Source organism: Rhodococcus sp. T2V (genome assembly GCF_029269925.1).
Classification (GTDB): domain Bacteria; phylum Actinomycetota; class Actinomycetes; order Mycobacteriales; family Mycobacteriaceae; genus Rhodococcus_F; species Rhodococcus_F koreensis.
Genome location: NZ_JARJBD010000007.1, coordinates 46,622 through 65,006, shown reverse-complemented (window position 1 = coordinate 65,006; position 18,385 = coordinate 46,622). Strand labels below are relative to the sequence as shown.

The following is an 18,385-nucleotide window of genomic DNA, read 5'->3' as shown; positions in this document are numbered from 1 at the left end:
GGCCGGCCGTCGGCACGAGAAGTCCTTTCGGTGGTGAGGTCGCGGACGGATCACACGATTCCTTGCGCGAGCATGGCGTCGGCGACGCGGATGAATCCGCCGATGGCGGCGCCGGCGACGTAATTGTCTGCGTCGTCGGTGTAGGTGGCCGCAGTGGCCCGGGTGTGATCGTGGATGTCCCGCATGATGTTTTCGAGACGGCTCTCGGTTTCCGCCCACGTCCACGATGTCCGGGCCGCGTTCTGCTGCATCTCCAGGGCGGAGGTGGCCACACCCCCGGCGTTCGCCGCCTTGCCGGGACCGAAGAGGACGCCGGCGTCGCGGAACAGTGCGACCGCGCCCGGGGTGCACGGCATGTTCGCTCCCTCGGAGACGGCCTGAACTCCGTTGCGGATCAGGGCCGTTGCGTGCTGTTCGCCGAGTTCGTTCTGAGTGGCGCAGGGGAGGACGACGTCGCAGGGCAGGTCGAAGACGGAACCGGTCGTGACGTAGGTGGCGGACCGGCGTACGGCGGCATACGCGGACAGCCGGGCCCGACGGACTTCCTTGACGTCCTTGAGCAGGTCCACATCGATGCCGGCGTCGTCGACGAGGAAGCCGCCCGAATCGGAGCAGGCGATCACGGTGGCACCGAGCGCATGGGCTTTCTCGATCGCGTAGATCGCCACGTTGCCCGAACCTGACACGACCGCGCGGCGGCCTTCGAGCGTCCCGCCGCGAGTGGCCAGCATCTCGCGCAGGAAGTACACGGCCCCGTACCCGGTGGCTTCGGTCCGCGCATGGGATCCGGCCCACCCGACACCCTTCCCGGTGAGCACGCCGGCTTCGAAACGGTTCACGATGCGCTTGTACTGTCCGAACATGTAGCCGAGTTCCCGGACACCGACGCCGATATCGCCGGCCGGGACGTCGGTGTGCTCGCCCAGGTGCCGATAGAGTTCGGTGACGAACGACTGGCAGAACCGCATGATCTCGGCGTCGCTGCGCCCGGCCGGGTCGAAGTCGCTGCCACCCTTACCGGCGCCGATGCCCTGCCCGGTCAAGGCGTTCTTGAAGATCTGCTCGAAGCCGAGGAACCGGATGACTCCCAGGTCGACGGTCGGATGGAAGCGGAGTCCACCCTTGAACGGCCCGAGGGCACTGTTGAATTCGACCCGGTATCCGCGGTTGACCTGTACCTGTCCGGTGTCGTCTATCCACGGAACGCGGAACATCACCTGGCGTTCGGGTTCGTAGAGCCGTTCGAGGATCCGCGCCTCGACGTACTCGGGATGCCGGTCCAGGACCGGTCCGAGGGCGGCGAGGACTTCCTCCACCGCCTGATGGAAGACCGATTCCCCGGGGCTGCGATGACGAACGCTACGGAGAACCACTGAAACGTGATCTGTGGAACGAAGAGTGTCGGTGTCCAGGAGTGTCATTGCTTCCTCCGCAACGAAGTGTCGATATGGGGGGTGGGGTTCTACGAGGCGCCGTTCGGGCCGGTGAGAGTGGTGCCGATGGGGAGGTCCGCAGGAGTCGCGGTGGTCTGCGCCGCCGAGGCCAGCGACTGGTTGCGGGTCTCCTCGGCCCAGAAGAAGCTGATGACGAAGCCGAGGAGGGTGATTGCGGCTCCGATGAGCATGGTGGTGCCGGTGCCCAGCGTGTCCAGCGACACCGGCACCAGGAACGTCCCGACCGCTGCACCGACGCGACTGATCGCGGTCGCCAGCCCGACCGCGCTGGCACGGATCTGGGTGGGGAACAACTCGTTCGGGTAGATGAACACCAGGATGTTTCCGGCGCTGTTGATCAGGGTGAACAGGAAGAAGAACACCATGACGAACCAGGTGGGGGCACCGGGCCACACGCCCAACGGCACGAGCGCGAGGGCGCCGAAGAAGAAGCTACCGAGGATCAGGGGACGCCGTCCCCGCGTCTCGACCCATCTCATCCCGGGAAGTGCACCGAGAACGAAGCCCAGATTCAGGATGATCTGGCCGAGCGTTTCCGAGGCGCCGTTTCCACTGAAACCCATGTGCGAGAGAATGATCGGACCGTAGGTGAACAGCGCGAACTGCGGGATCGCGAAGCACATCCAGAACAGTCCGCAGAATACGACGCGTCGCAGGTAGTCGCCACGCAGCAGTTCGGTGAACCGGCCCGGGCCGGGGGAATCTTCGTCGGCGGCGAGGGTCGCGATCTCCTCGAGGGTGACATTGCGGCCGAGCACGTCCGACACGTGTTCGCGCGCCTCCTCGAGTCGGCCCTTCGCGACCAGCCATCGGGGCGACTCGTGGGCACCCATGCGCAGGAGCAGGACGATGACGCCGAACACCGCGCCGCTCGCCAGCATCCACCGCCACGACTGCGGTCCGTACACGCTCGTCAGCGCGAAGCCGACGAGGTAGGCGACCACCGCACCGACCAACCAGACCACCGACAGCAGGCCGATGATCGCGCCGCGGGACTTCTTCGGAATCCACTCGGTCAGAAGAGATGTCGCGATCGGATAGTCGGCACCGACCGCTGCGCCGATGACGAACCGCAGGGCGATGAGCTGCCACCCGGTATCGATCCACAGGCAGGCCACGGAGGCGAGGATCATCACCAGCAGGTCGGCGGTGTACATCACCCGTCGGCCGATCCGGTCGGTGACGGGGCCGAAGATCAAGCTTCCGAAGAACAATCCGACAAGCGAGACCGCGCCGGCGAATCCGAGCGTGCTCGCGTCGAGGTCGAGGTCGGCGCTCGCACCCGCGAGGGCGACGCCGACGATACTGAGTAGGTAGCCGTCCAGGAACGGGCCACCGGAACACGCGACGATCAGCTTCTTGTGGTATCGCGTCAGCGGACTGTCGTCGATGAGATGAGTGGTCATGGTGTGTCCTCGGGGAGGGGAGGTCAGGGGGTTGGCACAACGGGGAGATGCGCGGTCGCGACGGTCACTTGCCGATGCGGGCGGCGTCGCCGACGGTCGCGGCGTAGGCGTCGAGAAGCCGTTCGGTGTCGGCGATCTGGTCGTTCCAGATGTCGCGGGGGATGTCGATGCGGTCTTCGGCGTCCTGCAGTCGCGCGACGTAGGCGGCGACGTCGGCGCCGCCGGGTCCGGCCTGCTCGTGCAGGGTGATCATGCGTTCGGCGATGTCGGCCTGCCGGCCGTAGACGGGGATCTGCGGGCCGCGCGGCGCAGCCATTCCGATGTAGTACAGCTTTTCGAGGCCCTGCGGGATGATGCCGCCGGCGTAGCGCAGCGGTCGCTGGTGGCGGCGGGCGATGAGGGCGTCGTCGATGAACGGCACGCTCGGGTGGAATCCGGTGGCCCACAGGATGGTGTCGTATTCCCTCGCCGATCCGTCCGCGAAGTGGACGGTGTTGCCGTCGAATCGGGCGATGTCGTGGCCGACGACGCCGACCCGGCCGTGGTGGATCCAGTACAGCAGAAGGTCGTTGACGACGGTGGCACCGTCCGCGAGCGTGCGGTGCTTCGGAACCGGCAACCCGGGGTAGTCGGCGTTCTCGCCGATCGACACCCGGGCGAGCAACCGGGCGATCAGGTCCTGTTCGGAGGGTGAGAACTCGGCCAAGAACGGCAGTTCCTGGCGCGGGCGGCCGAAGTACATCTTCGGCTGGAAGTAGGAACCGTGCCGCACCACGATGTCGGCTTCGAGACGGTGCTGGGCGACGTCGACGGCGAGGTCACAGCCGGAGTTACCGGCCCCCACGACGAGCACGCGGTTGCCTTCGATGTCCCCGACGTTCCGGTAGCTGCCCGAATGAATCTGCTTGCCCGCGAAGGTGCCCGGAACGTGGGGCACCTTGGGATCCCACAGGTGTCCGTTGGCGATCAGCACGCCGTCGTAGGTGCCGGCGCCGCTGGTGGTCGTGACGTTCCACCCCGCCGATCCGGTGGGGCCGCCGGTGTCCACGGGGGTGACCGAGAGGACCTCGGTATCGAACGAGATCCGCTTGTCGTGCCCCCGGGCGCGGGCATACGAGGCGATGTAGTCGCGGATCTGGTCGCGCCGCGGGAAGTGCGGGTACTCCGCGGGCATCGGGAAGCCCTCGAAGTGGGTCATGTCGCGGGAGGTGATCAGGTGCAGGGCGTCGTAGTCGGTGTTCCAGTGACCGCCGACGCGATCACTCTTCTCGTAACAGTCGACCTGGTAGCCACGCTCGGTCAGCACGTTCAGGGCCGAGAGTCCGGCCGCGCCGGCGCCGATGACACAGTAGGAAGTCATGGTGTTCCTTTCGAAGAGGGATCGGACGTCAGCGGATGACGTCGCCGCCGGAGAGGACGATGGTTTCGCCGGTCATGAACGCGGCGTCGGGGCCGGCGAGGATGGACACCCAGCGGGCGATCTCCTCGGGTTCGGCCACCCGGCCCAGCGGAATGCCTGCGGCCGCGGCGGCCATCCGGCCGGTTGCCGCGTTGCCGGGTGTGTTGACCCAGCCGGGGGCGATGGCGTTGACGCGAATTCCCCTCGGCGCCAGCTCCAGTGCGAGTTCCTTGGTGATCATCACGACCGCTGCCTTCGATGCGCCGTAGAGCATCTGTCCCGGCGAGACCGTGAAGGCGTCGACGGAAGCGAAGTTGACGATCGCACCGCGCTGCATGTGCGTCACCGCCTCGGCCGCGACGTTGAGGACGCCGAGGACGTTGACGTCGAACACCGTGCGGTACACGTCCTCGGTGAAGTTTTCGAGGGTGCTGGGCGGGTAGATGCCGGCAATGTTGGCCACCAGCTCCAGGGACCTCGATCCGTTCGCGAGATGATCGGCGATCGCGCGGCCGACGGCCTCCCGCGAGGTCACGTCGACCTCGACGGTCCGCACCGTCGCACCGGGCGCCTCGAACTCCGTCGCGACGCGGTCGAGGGCGAGGACGTCCCACCCCTCCTTCACCAGAGCGGCCGCAGTGCTCCGTCCCATCCCGCTCGCCGCACCGGTGACGACCGCTGTCTTCACTTCGCCCAGACCTGCCATCGCGAACTCCTTCGATCGACTTTCGCCGGTGTGTTCCAGCCCACACTCGACTTGCTGTTTCCCCAGTCTGTGCGACGCCCGGAGGCTCGTAAACGGCATAGTCGCAGCGCCAGTTCTAGGTTTTACCTATAGATAGCGGCGAATGTTGAGCGTTGGGATCGGCGAGGTTACTGCCGTATTTCACGGGGTGCGGGATGTGTCACAGCGATGCCACGACGGGCGGAGGGGCAGAGGGGCGGCGGTGTCAGCGCCCGTTCTCGTTCGCCGCCGTCCGGGTGGGCCGTCGGCCGCTCCACCCCGAGGCCACACTCTGCAGGGCGGAGATGTGACGGTGGGCGAGGGACATGAACTGCCGGGTCGCCGGGGACAGGCTCCCGCTCGCGTGGGTGACGAACGCGAAACGCTCCTCGTAGGGCGGGTCGAGCGCAACCCACGTCACCTTGTTCGCGCTCTCGTGCGACCGGGCGACGAGGTAGGAGACGAGGGTGTCACCGATTCCGTCGGCGGCAAGCTCCATGGCCGCCGACTGGAACTCGACCTCGATGGTCGGCGCCACGTCCACCGACGCCGCCTCGGCGCGTGCCGCGATACTGCGGCGAAGCGGGTCGTCGGCCTGCCACCGGGCCTCCGACAGGATGAGCGTCGCCCGGGACAGATCCTCGATGGAGATCGGCTGCCCCGTTCGGTTCGCATCGGCGCTCACGTACACCACCTCGTCCACCAGAACGGGGTCGCTCACGGCGAGGCGGGTCTCGTCGATCGGCAGCTGGACGAGTCCCGCCTCGAGATCGCCGTTGCGGACCGCGTTCGCCACCTCGGACGAGTTCAACCCGACGATCTTGACCTTGACCTGCGGGTGCAGCGACCGGAACTCCGTGATCAGCGGTGTGAGGAGGTAGCGGTGCGCGCTACTGAACGTGCCGAACGAGACCTCGCCGCCAGTCAGCGTGCGGGCCTCGCGGGCGGTGGCCGCGAGATCGTCGGCACTGCGCACGGTCTGCCGGGCCAGCGGAATGATCATTCGGCCGACGTCGGTCAGCTGCAGCGTCCGGTTCGTCCTCGTGAACAATTGCGCGCCGATGTTGCGCTCGAGCCGTCGGATCTGCTCGGACAAGCTCGGCTGGGCCACGTGCTCGGCCGCGGCTGCGGCCGAGAAGGATCCGGCCTCCACCGAGCGCAGGAAGTACCGCAGCTGACGCAGAGTCGGCCCTTCGGACATCGGCAGAAACCTTCTCGATAGGAGCTTCCTTGGTCTGGAGTCCCAGTATGCCGCACACCGGCCGGCGTCGACGCGCTGAAACGGCACCATCACAACACCTTCGACGCGCTCCGGAACCACCGCCACGGAGCGTCGAGAAGGAATGTGCAATGGCGGTGATCGAGCCCGTGGTCCCGGTTACGGTCGCAGGAGGAATTCCCCGGCGAGCCGGATGGCTTCGCGTTTGGTGTACCCGGGGTGGTCGGCGACGATGAAGTGGCGGCCGATGGCGAGCCCGAACATCAGGGTGCTGCGCGCCTCGATCTCGTCGGGGTCGGTGACGAAGGTGCCGAACATCGTGCGCAGGAACTGCATCCGCTCGTTGTCGATGCGCTGCAGGCGTGCCGCGACGGACCGGTCGTGGTGCGCCCAGGCCCGGATCGCGAGGTCGATCCGGTGCAGGTCCTCCGAGTAGGTGAGTTGACCCACGCGCCGGATCCGCTCGGCCGCGTCGCCGCCTTCGGCGTCGGCCTGGGCGATGACGGCCTTGGTGCAGCGGCGCTCCCACTCGTCGAGCATCTCCGTGAGCAATGCGGGACGGCCGTCGAAGTAGCCGTAGAACCCGCCCTTCGTGACGCCGAGTTCGGCGGCGAGTGCTTCGACGCGGACGGCGTCCGGTCCGCCGCGCGCGAGGGCGTCGAGCCCGGCCTCTATCCAGCGGGCTCGTGTGGTGCGGGCGACGGCGGGAATCGGTCCACCTCCATTGATCGCGGTCAATTTGTACGGTACCGTATAGATGAAATATACGGTGCCGTATAGATCGGGGACGACAGTGCCACGAATAGCAGAGGCCACTTACACCGAGCAGCCCTGGCGCATCCACGAATTCACCAGCGACTTCGACGTCGAGGACGTGTGGTCGTATCGCACTCCCGGAGCCGGTCCGGACGACTTCCCCACAATGCTCGCCGCGATGCGGGCCGGGGGCGGACTCGGGAAACAGCCCCGGGTGGTGAGATTCCTGTTCGCCGTCCGGTGGAAGCTCGGCGAACTGTTCGGCTGGGACAGTCCGTCGGCGGGCGTCGGCGAACGGGTCGCCTCGCTCCGCGACCGCCTGCCCGACGACCTCCGCGCCGCTCCCCGCGGCCCCGACGACGCGGGCATGCCGCTCACAGCGGTCTACGAACTCGACACGGAGGCCGCCCGCGAGCTGGCGAACAAGACCGTACACACCGTGATGCATCTCGGCTGGGTGCAAGCAGCGGACGGCGACTACGGGCTGCAGATGACCGTCCTCGTCAAACCCAACGGCCGGTTCGGGCGGCTCTACATGGCCGCCATCGCACCGTTCCGGCATCTCCTCGTCTACCCGGCCCTGACCCGGCAATGGGAACGCGCCTGGCGTGACTACGTCGCGAGGTGAACAAATCGCTGTTCCCGAAAGGAGACGGCCCCAGCCGGGTACCTTCGTGGCATGGGTGACGAGGCAATCGACCCCGTGACGGCGTATGAAGCGCTCTCCGCCGGCGCGCGCCTCGCCCTGCTGCGAGACCCCGAAGGCATCATGCCGCCGCAGTTCATCGGGCAGGTGATGGCCGTGTGCGGGCACGCCTGCGTCGCGGGCATCACCGGTGGACCCGATCCCGTTCCGCAGATGGCGATGCTCCAGGGGCCGCTCTCGGAATACCTCGCCCAATGCCGGTGCGTCCTCGACTCGTGGTGGAACTCGCTGACGCCGCGAACTCGGGCGGGCATCAGGTGCCGCGAAGCGGTACCCGAATCGCTGGCACTGCAACTGCCCAAACATATTCCGTGGACGGCGGTGTCCACGCCCGGTTCCCACCTGCTGGTGCGCGACTATCTGGAGCTGCAGGCGACGGGGTACGAACTGATGTAGATCAGTCGGGGACCTTCGTCCCCGAGATCTCGTCCGGTTCGTATTCGTCGTGGCGGCGCAGCCAGCTCATGAACGGGTCGTCACCGCGGCGCGGTTCCGGTTCCCAGTCCTCCTGGCGACCGCGCGCGGTGAGGTCGAGCCAGTGATAGGTGCCGACGAGCATGTCGGTCGAGCGCGCGTAGCCGGAGTAGGTGTGGAAGACGCGCTCACCCTGCCGGAGGAAGGCACTGACGCCGTGCTCTTCGCCTGACCAGCCCTTCCACGCGGGGTCCATGCGCTCGAGTTCCGCCTCGTCCTTGTAGTTGTATTCGACCGGCGCGACCGACGCGTCGATGGTGACATGGAAGTCGTAGTTGAAGTTGCTCCCGAGCGAGGAGTACCAGGGGATGGTCCAGCCCATGCGCTGCCGGTACTGCTCGAGCTTGTGCAGGGGTGCGCGGGAGACGGCCGCGAACGAGGTGTCCCGGGCGTAGAGGTGGTGGAGGTCGCCGACGTTGTCCATCGTGAACGTGCAGGACGGGCATCCCTCGTCGGCGTCGGGTTCGAACATGAAGTGGTAGATCAGGAGTTGGCCGCGGTCGTCGAACAGGTCGACGAGCCGGGCCCGGCCCTCGGGACCGTCGAACTCGTAGCTCTCGGTGATTTCGACCATCGGTAGCGCACGCCGGGCGGCGTTGACCCGGTCGCGGTGGCGGGTCAGCTCCTTCTCCTGGGCAAGTAACTCGCGCCGCGCGACGAGCCATTCCTCGCGGGTGGTGACCTGTGGATCGGACGCTGTCATCGTTCGTCTCCTCTCGAAGGGCACCCCTCATCGTCCCAGCCCACCCTCGGCGGCGGCTACCCGTTTCCGCCGCCGATCGATCCGGACTCCGACGTCAGGAGCTCGTGAGGACGACGAGTCGCTGGGTGGCCCGGGTCATGGCGACGTAGCGGTCGACGGCACCCTCGATCCCCTCGCCGAACGACTCCGGGTCGACGAGGACGACGAGGTCGAACTCGAGCCCCTTCGACAGCTGCGGCGACAGCGACCGGATGCGCGATGTTGCCTGGAACGTCGGATCGCCTATGACGCAGGCGATCCCGTCCGAATTCGACGCCAGCCAGGTGTCCAGGATCGAGCGCAGATCCGAAACCGCGCCGTGGACGACGGGAATGCCGCTGCTGCGGATGGAGGTCGGCACGTTGGCGTCCGGGAGCGCGGCCCGGATCACCGGTTCGGCTTCCGCCATCACCTCTTCCGGTGTCCGGTAGTTGATGCTCAGCGCGGCCTGCTCGATCCGGTCCAACCCGATCCGTTCCAGCCGTTCGCGCCACGACTCCGTGAACCCGTGCCGGGCCTGGGCCCGGTCGCCGACGATGGTGAAGCTGCGGGACGGGCAGCGCAGCAGCAACATCTGCCACTCCGCGTCCGTGAGTTCCTGGGCCTCGTCCACCACGACGTGCGCGAACGGTCCGGCCAGCAGATCGGGGTCGGCGCTGGGCAGAGCGGTCGCGTCGATCAGGGACTGCTGCAGGTCCTCGCCGCGCAGCATCGACATCACGAGCAACTCGGAGTCGTCGGCCGCGATCAGGTCGTCGACGACGGTGCTCATCCGCGCGCGTTCGGCGGCGACGGTGGCGTTGTACCGGCGCTGCCGGAGCGACGCCTCCGGGTCCCCGAGCCGTTGCCGTGCCGCGTCGAGGAGCGGCAGGTCGGACACCGTCCACTTCTGGGCGTCCGCCCGCTGCAGTGCCCGAACCTCGTGGGGGCCGAGCCAGGGCGCGCACTTGCGCAGGTAGGCGGGCACCGACCACAGGTCGCCGACGAGATCGGCGGCCTCGATCATCGTCCACGCGTTGTCGAGGGTTGCGCGCAGTTCGTCGTTCTGCAGCAACGACTTCCGAACCTGGGCCGCGGGAGCGTCACCGTCGTACTTGTCCACCAGGATCGTGAGCAGCAGCTCCCAGATCTGTTCGCGCGCTTCGTTGTGCGGGGTACCGGGCTCCGGCGCTTCGAACGCCTCGGCCCAGTCCTCGGCGCTCAGCCAGATATCGGACCAGTCGGTCGCGACCGTCATGCCCTCGTCAGGCGGCTCCTCGTAGAACTTCACGGCCGCGTCGATCGCCTTCACCAGATCTGCCGACGACTTCAGCCGCGCCACCTCCGGATCCTGCTCGACCCGGGCGGTGGCACCCTCGGTGACGAGGTCCCGCAGCGTGCAGAGCTGCACGCCCTCCTCTCCGAGACTGGGCAGCACGTCGGCGACGTACGCCAGGTAGGGCTCGTGCGGGCCGACGAACAGCACGCCGTGACGGAGCCGGGGATCGGAGTACAGCAGGTACGCGGCGCGGTGCAGCGCGACGACGGTCTTGCCCGTACCCGGACCTCCGTCGACGACGAGGGCGCCGCCGGATCCCGCGCGGATGATGGCGTCCTGATCGGCCGCGATGGTGCCGAGCACGTCCCGCATCCGGGCCGACCGGTTGCTGCCCAGGCTGGCGATGAACGCGGACTGGTCGTCGAGCGCGGCGTTCCCGTCGAACCCGTCCGCGGTGAACACCTCGTCCCAGTAGTCGCTGATCCGGCCGCGGGTCCAGCGGTATCTGCGTCGGCTGACCAGGCCCATCGGGTTGGCGTGGGTCGCGCCGAAAAACGGCTCGGCCGCGGGGGACCGCCAGTCGACCAGCAGCTGATTGCCCGCGCTGTCCATGAGGCCGAGGCGTCCGATGTACACGGGCTCGGAGTCGTCGGCACGGACGATGTGCCCGAGGCACAGGTCCAGGCCGAAGCGGCGCAGGGCGCGCAGTTGAGCGCTCAGGTCGTGAACCATCATGTCCCGCTCCATCGCCTCCTGACCGAGGCGTCGGGGCGCCTTGCGCTCGGAATCGATGCGGCGGGACAGGTCGGCGATGGACTGCTCGAGGCTCTCCTCGATCGCCGCGAAGTGCCGCTCGTCGCCGGCGATCAGCGCCGGGTCGGCCTTGGGCGCGAGGTGGTCGGGAAGGTCGAAGGCGCCGGCAGTAAGGGGTCTCACGTCAACAGCTCCGATCTGTCGTGGGTGTTGTGGATTCAGATTTTCGGCGCGCACTCACGACTCCCATTTCCGCAGGTTCCGGGTCAGGCCGGTAATTCTGCGACACCACCCGGGCCTTGCCGCAAGCCCTGGGGTGCGCTATACATTGAAAGTGGAAGAGAGTTGCACTCATTCCTCCCCTCGTCCGATTCGGACCGTCAAACCCCTTTGCGCAGTACACCCCCCGGTCGATTCGACGCGGGCAAGGTCCGCCCGAGTATTCGAGACGCATACTCGCGTTCGGAAGTCGAATCAGGTTGACCGCCAGTACATTTGACGATGGTCGGTGGCGTCGCGATGAGTTTCGGCCGGATCGCGAGTCCGTACTGATGACCGTCTGAGGACGCGGCACGACGCCGCCCGGCACGAGACACCACGGAGGACACCATGACGACCACGCCGAACGACCCGACCGCCGCGTTGCCCGGACGTCCGCCCGTTGTCGACCGAGCCACCTGGCAGGCCGCCCGCGACGAACTCATGGTCCGCGAGAAGGCCTACACCCGTGAGGGCGACGCCCTCGCCGCGGCCCGGCGCCGGCTGCCGATGGTGGAGTTCGACGGGACCGTCGAGGTCGTCGGAGCCGACGGCCCGGTGCCGTTCCTGGACCTGTTTCAGGGCCGCGACGAACTCGTCGTCTACAAGCACATGTGGCACGACGGCGCGCCGCACCAGGGGCAGTGCGAAGGCTGCACCACCACGGCGTGGCACGTGAAGGACGCCGCGTACCTCAACGCCCGCGGCGTCTCGTACGCCGTCCTGACCACGGGCCGGTGGGACGAGGTGGCCCCCTACGTCGAGTTCATGGGCTACACCGAACCGTGGTATTCGGTGCGCGACCTGGACGCGCCGGTCGGCGACAGCATGGGTTCCCTCACCTCCTACCTGCGGGACGGCGACCGCGTGTTCCTCACCTACTCCACGACGGCCGCGGCAACGAGCGGATCAACAGCTCCCTCGGCCTGCTCGACATGACGCCCTACGGCCGCGGCGAGGCGTGGGAAGACAACCCCGAGGGCTGGCCCGAGGGCAGGAACGCGTGCTGGTCCTGGCGTTCGGACGCGGACGGGAACGCCACCTGGGGCCCGACCAGCCGTCCCGTGCCGCAGTGGACCCGCCCCGGCGCGACCCCCGTCGAGACCCTCGGCCGGAACGGCCACCACCACTGACGCGGGCTGGACCGAGCAGTCCGAGCGACGGTATCGATCACGGCAAGCGGAACTCTCGACGCGAACTCGAACACTTGATCCACCGAGAACGTGGATCCTGCATCGTGCAGTGAACGAAAATGGCTGGTGTGGGCGGAACGTGGAATCGGGTCCTGAAACTTTCACGGGTGGTGACGCTTTCGACCCCGCGCCGAATCCGGTCCGCGCGCGTATTCCCCGGTGTTAATGTGGGAATACTCGTCCTCACCGAAAGGTGCACCTCGATGAGAAGATTCGCTCGAAGAGCCGGTGGAACCGTCGTGGCGCTGACGCTCACCGCGGCCGCTTTCGTCGTGTCACCGCCACCGGTGTACGGATTTGCCGAGGATATTTGCTACACCGAGGACGGTGCCCCGCCGCACAATTGCGCGCCACTGCCCCCCGAATGTCTACTCGACGATCCCAACTCGCCGATCTGCGGCGCCGAGGCCTTCCTCCGCTACGGGTTCACGTTGCGCCGCCCGCTCGGCGGACGGAGTCTCGTGCACTCGGACTCGACGTACATCATCGCCCGCACCGTCGGCTTCTCCGAACAGGATGCGTACTGGATCGCGGCATACGACGAGGCGACCGACCTCGGCACGTTCGTCCCCCGCGACCTCTTCGGCAGGCCCGCCGCCGGCGCCGACGCGCTGACGACCAAGGACATCAGCGGCCTGGTGCGCACCCACTTCGACACCGGCGGGTTCCTCTTCCACTTCCTCCCCACGTTGCGCGGGCCGTCGGATCCGCTGCCCAACGGGTTGCACCCGAACGTCGACGATCCGCGGCACGAGATCATGCTCACACACCTGCGGACGTGGGCGATGGCCGGTCCGGGAAGCAACGCGCCGCTGTGCACGGGAGGTTTCACGAACCCTTCGGTCGACGGCGATTATGGTACGGGCGCAACGTGTTACGGAGACGCGAACCCGGTCCCGATCAACGGCACGTACAGCCTGGAGACTCCGGCAGCCATCCCGTTCACCAATATGACCGGGCAGCAGGTCATCACCGACAACGTCCTGTCGTCACAGTTCGACTCCTGGATCGGCGACAATTCCTGGAACGCCCGGACCGGCATCTACCTTCACGCTCTCGGTGACCGCATCTCGCACCACGTGTGCACCGACGCCGGCACGATCACGCCGCCGGGCCCTGCCGGGCAGGACTTCCGGATCGACCTGAATCAGCCCACCTGCGACCAGGGTCCGCACGCGGTCCGCCACGAATACGAGACGGGTGTGGACTTCGCCGGACTGAACCCGGAAGACCGGACGACCGAGGCCGCGTTGTCGATGGTGTACGACGAACTCGTCAACTTCGCGCGAGCGCGCGGAACGCTGGACGAGAGCGCCACGGCGCCCTCGAAGAAGAACGCCCTCCTGACCGATGGACTCCTGCCGGCGCTCGAGATCCGTGAACCGGTCGAGCGACTCACCGCCGTGACCGACGTCGGCTGCCGCGCGGGCGTTGCCCCGTTCCCCGGAAATCCGGCCTGCCGCTGACGTCGCTGCGCATCACGGCCGGGTCCGTGTGGCCAGGCGTGCGAGCAGGTCCGTGCGGTGCGCCTCGTCGGTCGCCATCCCGATCGCGGTCCAGGCCATCGCGAGTCCGCCGTCCAGGACGGCGCGATCGGCCTGTGCGGTGACCCCGAACCGGGTGAACTCCGGGTTGTGCATGATGGTGTCGCCGCAGTCGTATCCGATGGTCGGATGGATCGACGGGACCACATGGGAGACGTTGCCCATGTCGGTGGACCCTTGCCGCATCGCCGTGCCCTCGTCGATGGTGCGTCCGAGCGATGTGACGGCGTCGCGGTACAGCCGGGACAGGGCGAGGTCCTGGCGCAGGTCCGAGTAGTCGTTGCCGACGGCCTCGAGGGCGAGTTCGGCTCCCGTCGCCAAGGCGCCTGCCTCGAAGCAGGCGCGGATCCGGGTCTGGAGTTCGCGGAGGTCCTCGGCGGATTCCGCCCGGCAGTCGTAGGCGGCGGTGGTGCGCCCGGGGATGACGTTGGGCGCTTCACCGCCAAAGGTCACCACGCCGTGGACGACCCCGCCGGGCAGCATCTGCTGCCGGTAGGCGCTGATCGCAACCTGGGCGATCATCATGGCGTCGGCGGCATTGACGCCGCGGTGCGCCATCGCGGCCGCGTGCGCGGGACGGCCGGTGTAAGTGATGTTCCAACTGCCGATTGCCAGCGAGCCCATGCCGACGCCGTCGGTGGGTGCAGCGTGGACCATCATGGCGGCGGCGACGTCGTCGAAGGCACCCGCATCGAGCATGTCGACCTTCCCTCCGCCGTACTCTTCGGCCGGGGTGCCGAGAAGTTTGACCTGGATCCCGAGGTCGTCGGCGAACGGTGCGAGTGCGAGCGCCGCCGTCACCGCCGCGGCACCGTTGACGTTGTGGCCGCAGGCGTGGCCGATGCCGGGCAGCGCGTCGTATTCGGCGGTGATCGCGATGACGAGGTCGCCGTGCCCGGCGGTGGCGCAGAACGCCGTCGGCAGTCCGTACGCTTCCCGGGTCACGTCGAATCCGGCGCGCTCGACGAGATCGGCGATCTTGCGGGCCGACCGGAACTCCTCGTAGGCGAGTTCGGGTTCGGCGTGCAGGCTGTGGCTCAGTCCGAGGACGTCGTCCTGGCGGTCGGCGACGACGGTGCGGGCGTGCTCACGGATGGTGCGGATCTCGTCGATCACAAGTCGGCCCTTCGAGAGTGGTTGGAGGACAGGGACTGTCAGGCGGCGGCGGGGGTGCGCCGCAGAAACAGTGCGACGCCGGCGCCGGCGAGCGATACCACCGCGGTGGTCGTCCAGATGGCGACGTACGCCGAGAAGGCCGGGAAGGCAGACCCGGTCGGCGTCGCGGCGGCGGTGAAGGACAGGACGCAGGCGGCGCCGAGCGATCCTCCGATGTTGATCAGCAACTCGTTGATGCCCGAGCCGACCGCCGCCTGGTCGTGCGGTACCGATTCGACCGCCAGCGACCGCGTGGCCTGCTGGAGCAGGCCGGCACCGACCGACGAGACGACACCGACGAACAGGTACAGGACGAGGGAACTGTGGAATGCCAGGGCGCCGAGGTAGCCGGCTGCCATGGTCAGCGAGCCGAGCACCAGCGTCGTGCGGTCCCCGATCCATTCGGCGAGTCGCGGCGCGCACACCGCGCCGACCGCGACGGCGGCCATGCTCGGGAGTATCGCGAACGCGACGTCGAGGGGGGCGAGCCCGAGACCGTAGCCGAACTGCTCACGCGGGGTCGAGAGGAAGACGGCATTGGCGACCTGGAGGCCGATCAGGCAGAAGGAGAACGTGACCGCGACGAGTGAGATGACGGTGACGTTCCGGAGCCGGAACAACCGGACGTCGATCATCGGCTCGTCCGACGACAACTCCGCCCACACCCACAGCGCGATGACGATCAGGCCGCCGGCCAGGCACCCCAGTGTCCGCGCGGAGGTCCACTCCCAGCCGGGCATTCCGCCCTGACCCAGGCCCAGCAGCAGGGCGACGAGACCGACTGCCAGCAGCGATCCGCCACGCAGGTCGAGTCGGCCCCCGGGCCGGTGGTCGGATTCGGGCAGCAGCGGCCACGTGACGATCAGGGCGACACTGACCGCGACCGCGGGCACCCACAGTGCGGCCGTCGGGGCGTCGACGTACTGGGCGACGAGACCGCTGGCCACCATGCCGACGCCCATTCCGCCGACCAGGGCCGCGACCATGAACCCGATGCCGCGCCGGCTCTCGGCGTCGCCGCTGCGGTTGCGCAGGATGCCTACCAGCAGCGGGAAGAAGCCGGCGAACGCGCCCTGCAGGACCTGCCCGGTGAGAAGGACGCCGAACGAGTCGGCCGTCCCGACGAGCAGGGATCCGAGCAGGACGATGGCGAGGTTCCACCGCAGGATCCGCCGGTGGCCGTACAGGTCGCCCATGCGCGAGAGCACCGGGGTGAAAGCCACACTGGCCAGAAGATTTCCGATGCTGATCCAGTTCAGGTCGGCGGCCGTCACATGCAGCACCTCGGTGAGGCTGCGCAGAACCGGGGACAGGAAACCCTGGATGACGCCACTCGTGACCTCGACGAGCACGACGGAGATGAGGATCGCCAGCCCTGGTGTCGCCCCTCTCGGGGCGCCGACCGCAGAAGCTGCAGACGTGTGAGCGTCAATCATTCTTGTGCACCTTTGCTCGGACGGAATCCGCGGCGGATTCCGCAATGAATGTCCGGCAAGGGTTGATAATCAGGCAACAGTCACATTAGAAATAGGCTGGATCAGGCATACAGACGGACCTTGTGGTGGATTCCGGCTCGAGGAGAATCGAAATGGCGGAAACCGGCGGGGCTTCGACGGTGTTCGACGCACTGGATCGGGCGATCGTGCAGGTTCTCGCACGAGACCCTCGCGCGTCGTTCGCCGATGTGGGTACTCGGCTCGGGTGTCATGAGCGGACAGTCGCCCGCCGACTCGAACGGATGACGGACACGGGGGCGGTGCGCTTCACGGCGGCGCTGGTCGCGGAGTACCTCGGCGAGGGGGTGTCCGTGGACCTCGCCGTCCGGTGCGCCCCGGGTCGACTCGACGACGTGGCACTGGCCCTCGCGGAACTCCCCGAGACCCGGGCCATCGAGGTGACGACCGGCGGGTTGCAGGTTCACGTCGAGGCCGCGGTCGCCGACAACGATGCGCTCCTGGCCCTCGTCGACGGCTCGATCGGCAGGCTCGGCGGCGTCCTCGACGTCCACTCCGCGGTGATATTGCAGTTGCTGCTGACGGCGGCGGACTGGGCGCCCTACGAAAGTGAGCCGACGGCACTCCGCCGATCGGCCGCCGAGGGCAGGGCGCTTCCCGAGCGGATCGAGGTCGACGATCTGGACCGCCGGCTGGTCGACTCGCTGCGGCGGGATCCGCGAATGGCGATGAGCCGACTTGCCAAGGAGCTCAACGTCGGTGAGTCGACCGCCCGCCGCCGGCTGTCGCGGTTGAAGAGCGCACATGTTCTGCACCTGCGCCTGCTGGTCGATCCGGCGCAGTTCGGATTCACCGTCGAGGCTCGCATCGAACTGGAGGTCGAGTACGGCCACCTCGACGCCGCCGTCCGGCGACTCGCGTCGGAACCGTCCGTCCGGCATCTCGTGACCACCACCGGCCGCAGAAACGTCCTCGGATACTCGTGGCACGCGGACGTTCAGGACCTCTACGCGTTCACGTCGCGGGTACTCGGCGCGCTGGACGGCGTCCGGCAGGTGCAGACCGCACTCGTCGCACGGACGTACAAGTCGGCAGGCGTGCGGATGTAACCGCGACGGCCCCCCGCCGGCCCTCAGCTACCGAAGGGGGACGCGCTGTTGGAGTACCGCGCGAAGTCGCCCTGCGCCCGGCTGTAGACGTTGAGGTCGACGTCGCCGTTGACGCCGGGGATGCGGCCGGTGCTGGTGTACTGCCAGAACGTCCAGTTGCTCCAGCCGCCGGGGAGGGGGCCGGGCGTGTTCTGACCGTTGTAGTCGGCGATCCACAGGGGGTATCCGGCGAACTCGTTGGTGTTCGCCATCGCCGTCCGCCAGAAGGTCGGGTACGTGTAGATGATCGGCTGACGTCCGGTGAGCGATTGGACCGTATCGAGGTAGCGGTGCGTCCAGTCGATCAGCGCGGCGGGCGGCAGTCCGGCGGAGTGCTCGATGTCGAGGACCGGCGGCATGTCGCCCGGACCGTTGATGCCGAGGACCACGGTCGAGTAGAAGGCGGCCTGCGCTTCGGGAGACTGGGTGGGGTCCGCGTAGTGGTACGCGCCGCGGGCGACCCCGGCGACGCGCATGGCGAGGCAGTCCTGGACGAAGTACGGATTGACGTAATTGAGGCTCTCGGTGGCCTTGACCATCGCGAAGTCGTGGCCTGCGTTGCGGACGGAGAACCAGTCGATCGGCGACCCGCCCGGGTGTTGCCAGGACGCCACGTCCGGACCTCGGACGGGTTCGGCTGCCGCGTGCCCCGGCACCGCGGCCGCGAGCGCACCGGCGAGCAGTAGCGGTGCGAGCTTGGAGAACCTTCGGACCTTCACCCCGATAGCCATGCGCCCGAGGG

17 protein-coding genes are annotated in these 18,385 nt (G+C 67.9%); 6 read left to right on the top strand and 11 right to left on the bottom strand.

Translation table 11 applies throughout. The features are described from left to right. Window positions 1-50: 50 nt before the first annotated feature. The 6 genes from gdhA to P3H15_RS08860 form a co-directional block, all read right to left on the bottom strand. Entirely contained in the window at window positions 51-1,421 is a 1,371-nt protein-coding gene (gene gdhA, locus P3H15_RS08885) for an NADP-specific glutamate dehydrogenase (protein WP_276136868.1), read from the bottom strand. A gap of 41 nt (window positions 1,422-1,462) precedes the next feature. Further along, window positions 1,463-2,860: an MFS transporter gene (locus P3H15_RS08880; protein ID WP_276136867.1), complete on the bottom strand. Its 1,398-nt coding sequence runs from the start codon at window positions 2,858-2,860 to the stop codon at window positions 1,463-1,465. Window positions 2,861-2,924: 64 nt separating this feature from the next. Next, window positions 2,925-4,220 (bottom strand): NAD(P)/FAD-dependent oxidoreductase, encoded by a 1,296-nt coding sequence (locus P3H15_RS08875; RefSeq protein WP_276136866.1) that lies wholly within the window; start codon window positions 4,218-4,220, stop codon window positions 2,925-2,927. Between the two features lie 28 nt (window positions 4,221-4,248). After that, window positions 4,249-4,965: an SDR family NAD(P)-dependent oxidoreductase gene (locus P3H15_RS08870; RefSeq protein WP_276136865.1), complete on the bottom strand. Its 717-nt coding sequence runs from the start codon at window positions 4,963-4,965 to the stop codon at window positions 4,249-4,251. Window positions 4,966-5,209: 244 nt separating this feature from the next. Then, window positions 5,210-6,184 carry a LysR family transcriptional regulator gene (locus tag P3H15_RS08865; protein WP_072945066.1) on the bottom strand — a complete coding sequence of 325 codons (975 nt, stop codon included), beginning with the start codon at window positions 6,182-6,184 and terminating at the stop codon, window positions 5,210-5,212. Window positions 6,185-6,361: 177 nt separating this feature from the next. Then, the gene (locus tag P3H15_RS08860) at window positions 6,362-7,018 is read right to left on the bottom strand and encodes a TetR/AcrR family transcriptional regulator (protein WP_095861484.1); all 657 of its coding nucleotides are present in this window, start codon (window positions 7,016-7,018) and stop codon (window positions 6,362-6,364) included. Between P3H15_RS08860 and P3H15_RS08855 the strand changes: the two genes are divergently transcribed. Both P3H15_RS08855 and P3H15_RS08850 read left to right on the top strand, forming a co-directional pair. Further along, window positions 6,996-7,586, top strand: a complete 591-nt coding sequence (locus P3H15_RS08855) for a DUF2867 domain-containing protein (protein ID WP_276136864.1) — start codon at window positions 6,996-6,998, stop codon at window positions 7,584-7,586. The two genes, P3H15_RS08860 and P3H15_RS08855, sit on opposite strands and share 23 nt — an antisense overlap. A 51-nt stretch (window positions 7,587-7,637) precedes the next feature. Beyond that, window positions 7,638-8,060 (top strand): hypothetical protein, encoded by a 423-nt coding sequence (locus P3H15_RS08850; protein ID WP_276136863.1) that lies wholly within the window; start codon window positions 7,638-7,640, stop codon window positions 8,058-8,060. A gap of 1 nt (window position 8,061) precedes the next feature. On the opposite strand, the gene P3H15_RS08845 is transcribed toward P3H15_RS08850, so the two are convergent. After that, window positions 8,062-8,841: a DUF899 domain-containing protein gene (locus tag P3H15_RS08845; RefSeq protein ID WP_276136862.1), complete on the bottom strand. Its 780-nt coding sequence runs from the start codon at window positions 8,839-8,841 to the stop codon at window positions 8,062-8,064. Between the two features lie 94 nt (window positions 8,842-8,935). Further along, complete coding sequence (gene helR / locus P3H15_RS08840; protein WP_276136861.1) at window positions 8,936-11,074, bottom strand: RNA polymerase recycling motor ATPase HelR; 2,139 nt, start codon at window positions 11,072-11,074, stop codon at window positions 8,936-8,938. A gap of 426 nt (window positions 11,075-11,500) precedes the next feature. On the opposite strand from helR, the gene P3H15_RS08835 reads away from it, so the two are divergent. The 3 genes from P3H15_RS08835 (at window position 11,501) to P3H15_RS08825 (ending at window position 13,808) form a co-directional block, all read left to right on the top strand. Then, window positions 11,501-12,088: a DUF899 family protein gene (locus tag P3H15_RS08835; RefSeq protein ID WP_276136860.1), complete on the top strand. Its 588-nt coding sequence runs from the start codon at window positions 11,501-11,503 to the stop codon at window positions 12,086-12,088. Beyond that, complete coding sequence (locus P3H15_RS08830) at window positions 12,085-12,282, top strand: hypothetical protein (RefSeq protein ID WP_346348764.1); 198 nt, start codon at window positions 12,085-12,087, stop codon at window positions 12,280-12,282. The genes P3H15_RS08835 and P3H15_RS08830 overlap by 4 nt, the downstream gene beginning before the upstream one ends. A gap of 263 nt (window positions 12,283-12,545) precedes the next feature. After that, window positions 12,546-13,808, top strand: coding sequence for a hypothetical protein (locus tag P3H15_RS08825; RefSeq protein ID WP_276136859.1), 1,263 nt, complete (start codon window positions 12,546-12,548; stop codon window positions 13,806-13,808). A gap of 12 nt (window positions 13,809-13,820) precedes the next feature. Here the strand turns inward: P3H15_RS08825 and P3H15_RS08820 are convergent, their stop codons facing one another. Further along, a complete protein-coding gene (locus P3H15_RS08820; protein ID WP_276136858.1) occupies window positions 13,821-15,002 on the bottom strand; it encodes an amidohydrolase in 1,182 nt (393 codons plus the stop codon). A gap of 38 nt (window positions 15,003-15,040) precedes the next feature. Then, window positions 15,041-16,477, bottom strand: a complete 1,437-nt coding sequence (locus P3H15_RS08815; RefSeq protein ID WP_276136857.1) for an MFS transporter — start codon at window positions 16,475-16,477, stop codon at window positions 15,041-15,043. 152 nt (window positions 16,478-16,629) lie between these two features. On the opposite strand from P3H15_RS08815, the gene P3H15_RS08810 reads away from it, so the two are divergent. Continuing rightward, entirely contained in the window at window positions 16,630-17,604 is a 975-nt protein-coding gene (locus P3H15_RS08810) for an Lrp/AsnC family transcriptional regulator (RefSeq protein ID WP_276136856.1), read from the top strand. Between the two features lie 23 nt (window positions 17,605-17,627). Here P3H15_RS08810 and P3H15_RS08805 read toward each other — a convergent pair whose 3' ends face one another. Then, complete coding sequence (locus P3H15_RS08805; RefSeq protein WP_276136855.1) at window positions 17,628-18,374, bottom strand: glycoside hydrolase family 25 protein; 747 nt, start codon at window positions 18,372-18,374, stop codon at window positions 17,628-17,630. Window positions 18,375-18,385: the final 11 nt, after the last annotated feature.

Coding starts and splice junctions, on each gene's coding strand:
- gdhA (WP_276136868.1), bottom strand. CDS start 1,421: ATGACACTCCTGGACACCGACACTCTTCGTTCCACAGATCACGTTTCA.
- P3H15_RS08880 (WP_276136867.1), bottom strand. CDS start 2,860: ATGACCACTCATCTCATCGACGACAGTCCGCTGACGCGATACCACAAG.
- P3H15_RS08875 (WP_276136866.1), bottom strand. CDS start 4,220: ATGACTTCCTACTGTGTCATCGGCGCCGGCGCGGCCGGACTCTCGGCC.
- P3H15_RS08870 (WP_276136865.1), bottom strand. CDS start 4,965: ATGGCAGGTCTGGGCGAAGTGAAGACAGCGGTCGTCACCGGTGCGGCG.
- P3H15_RS08865 (WP_072945066.1), bottom strand. CDS start 6,184: ATGTCCGAAGGGCCGACTCTGCGTCAGCTGCGGTACTTCCTGCGCTCG.
- P3H15_RS08850 (WP_276136863.1), top strand. CDS start 7,638: ATGGGTGACGAGGCAATCGACCCCGTGACGGCGTATGAAGCGCTCTCC.
- P3H15_RS08845 (WP_276136862.1), bottom strand. CDS start 8,841: ATGACAGCGTCCGATCCACAGGTCACCACCCGCGAGGAATGGCTCGTC.
- P3H15_RS08835 (WP_276136860.1), top strand. CDS start 11,501: ATGACGACCACGCCGAACGACCCGACCGCCGCGTTGCCCGGACGTCCG.
- P3H15_RS08830 (WP_346348764.1), top strand. CDS start 12,085: ATGACGCCCTACGGCCGCGGCGAGGCGTGGGAAGACAACCCCGAGGGC.
- P3H15_RS08825 (WP_276136859.1), top strand. CDS start 12,546: ATGAGAAGATTCGCTCGAAGAGCCGGTGGAACCGTCGTGGCGCTGACG.
- P3H15_RS08815 (WP_276136857.1), bottom strand. CDS start 16,477: ATGATTGACGCTCACACGTCTGCAGCTTCTGCGGTCGGCGCCCCGAGA.
- P3H15_RS08810 (WP_276136856.1), top strand. CDS start 16,630: ATGGCGGAAACCGGCGGGGCTTCGACGGTGTTCGACGCACTGGATCGG.
- P3H15_RS08805 (WP_276136855.1), bottom strand. CDS start 18,374: ATGGCTATCGGGGTGAAGGTCCGAAGGTTCTCCAAGCTCGCACCGCTA.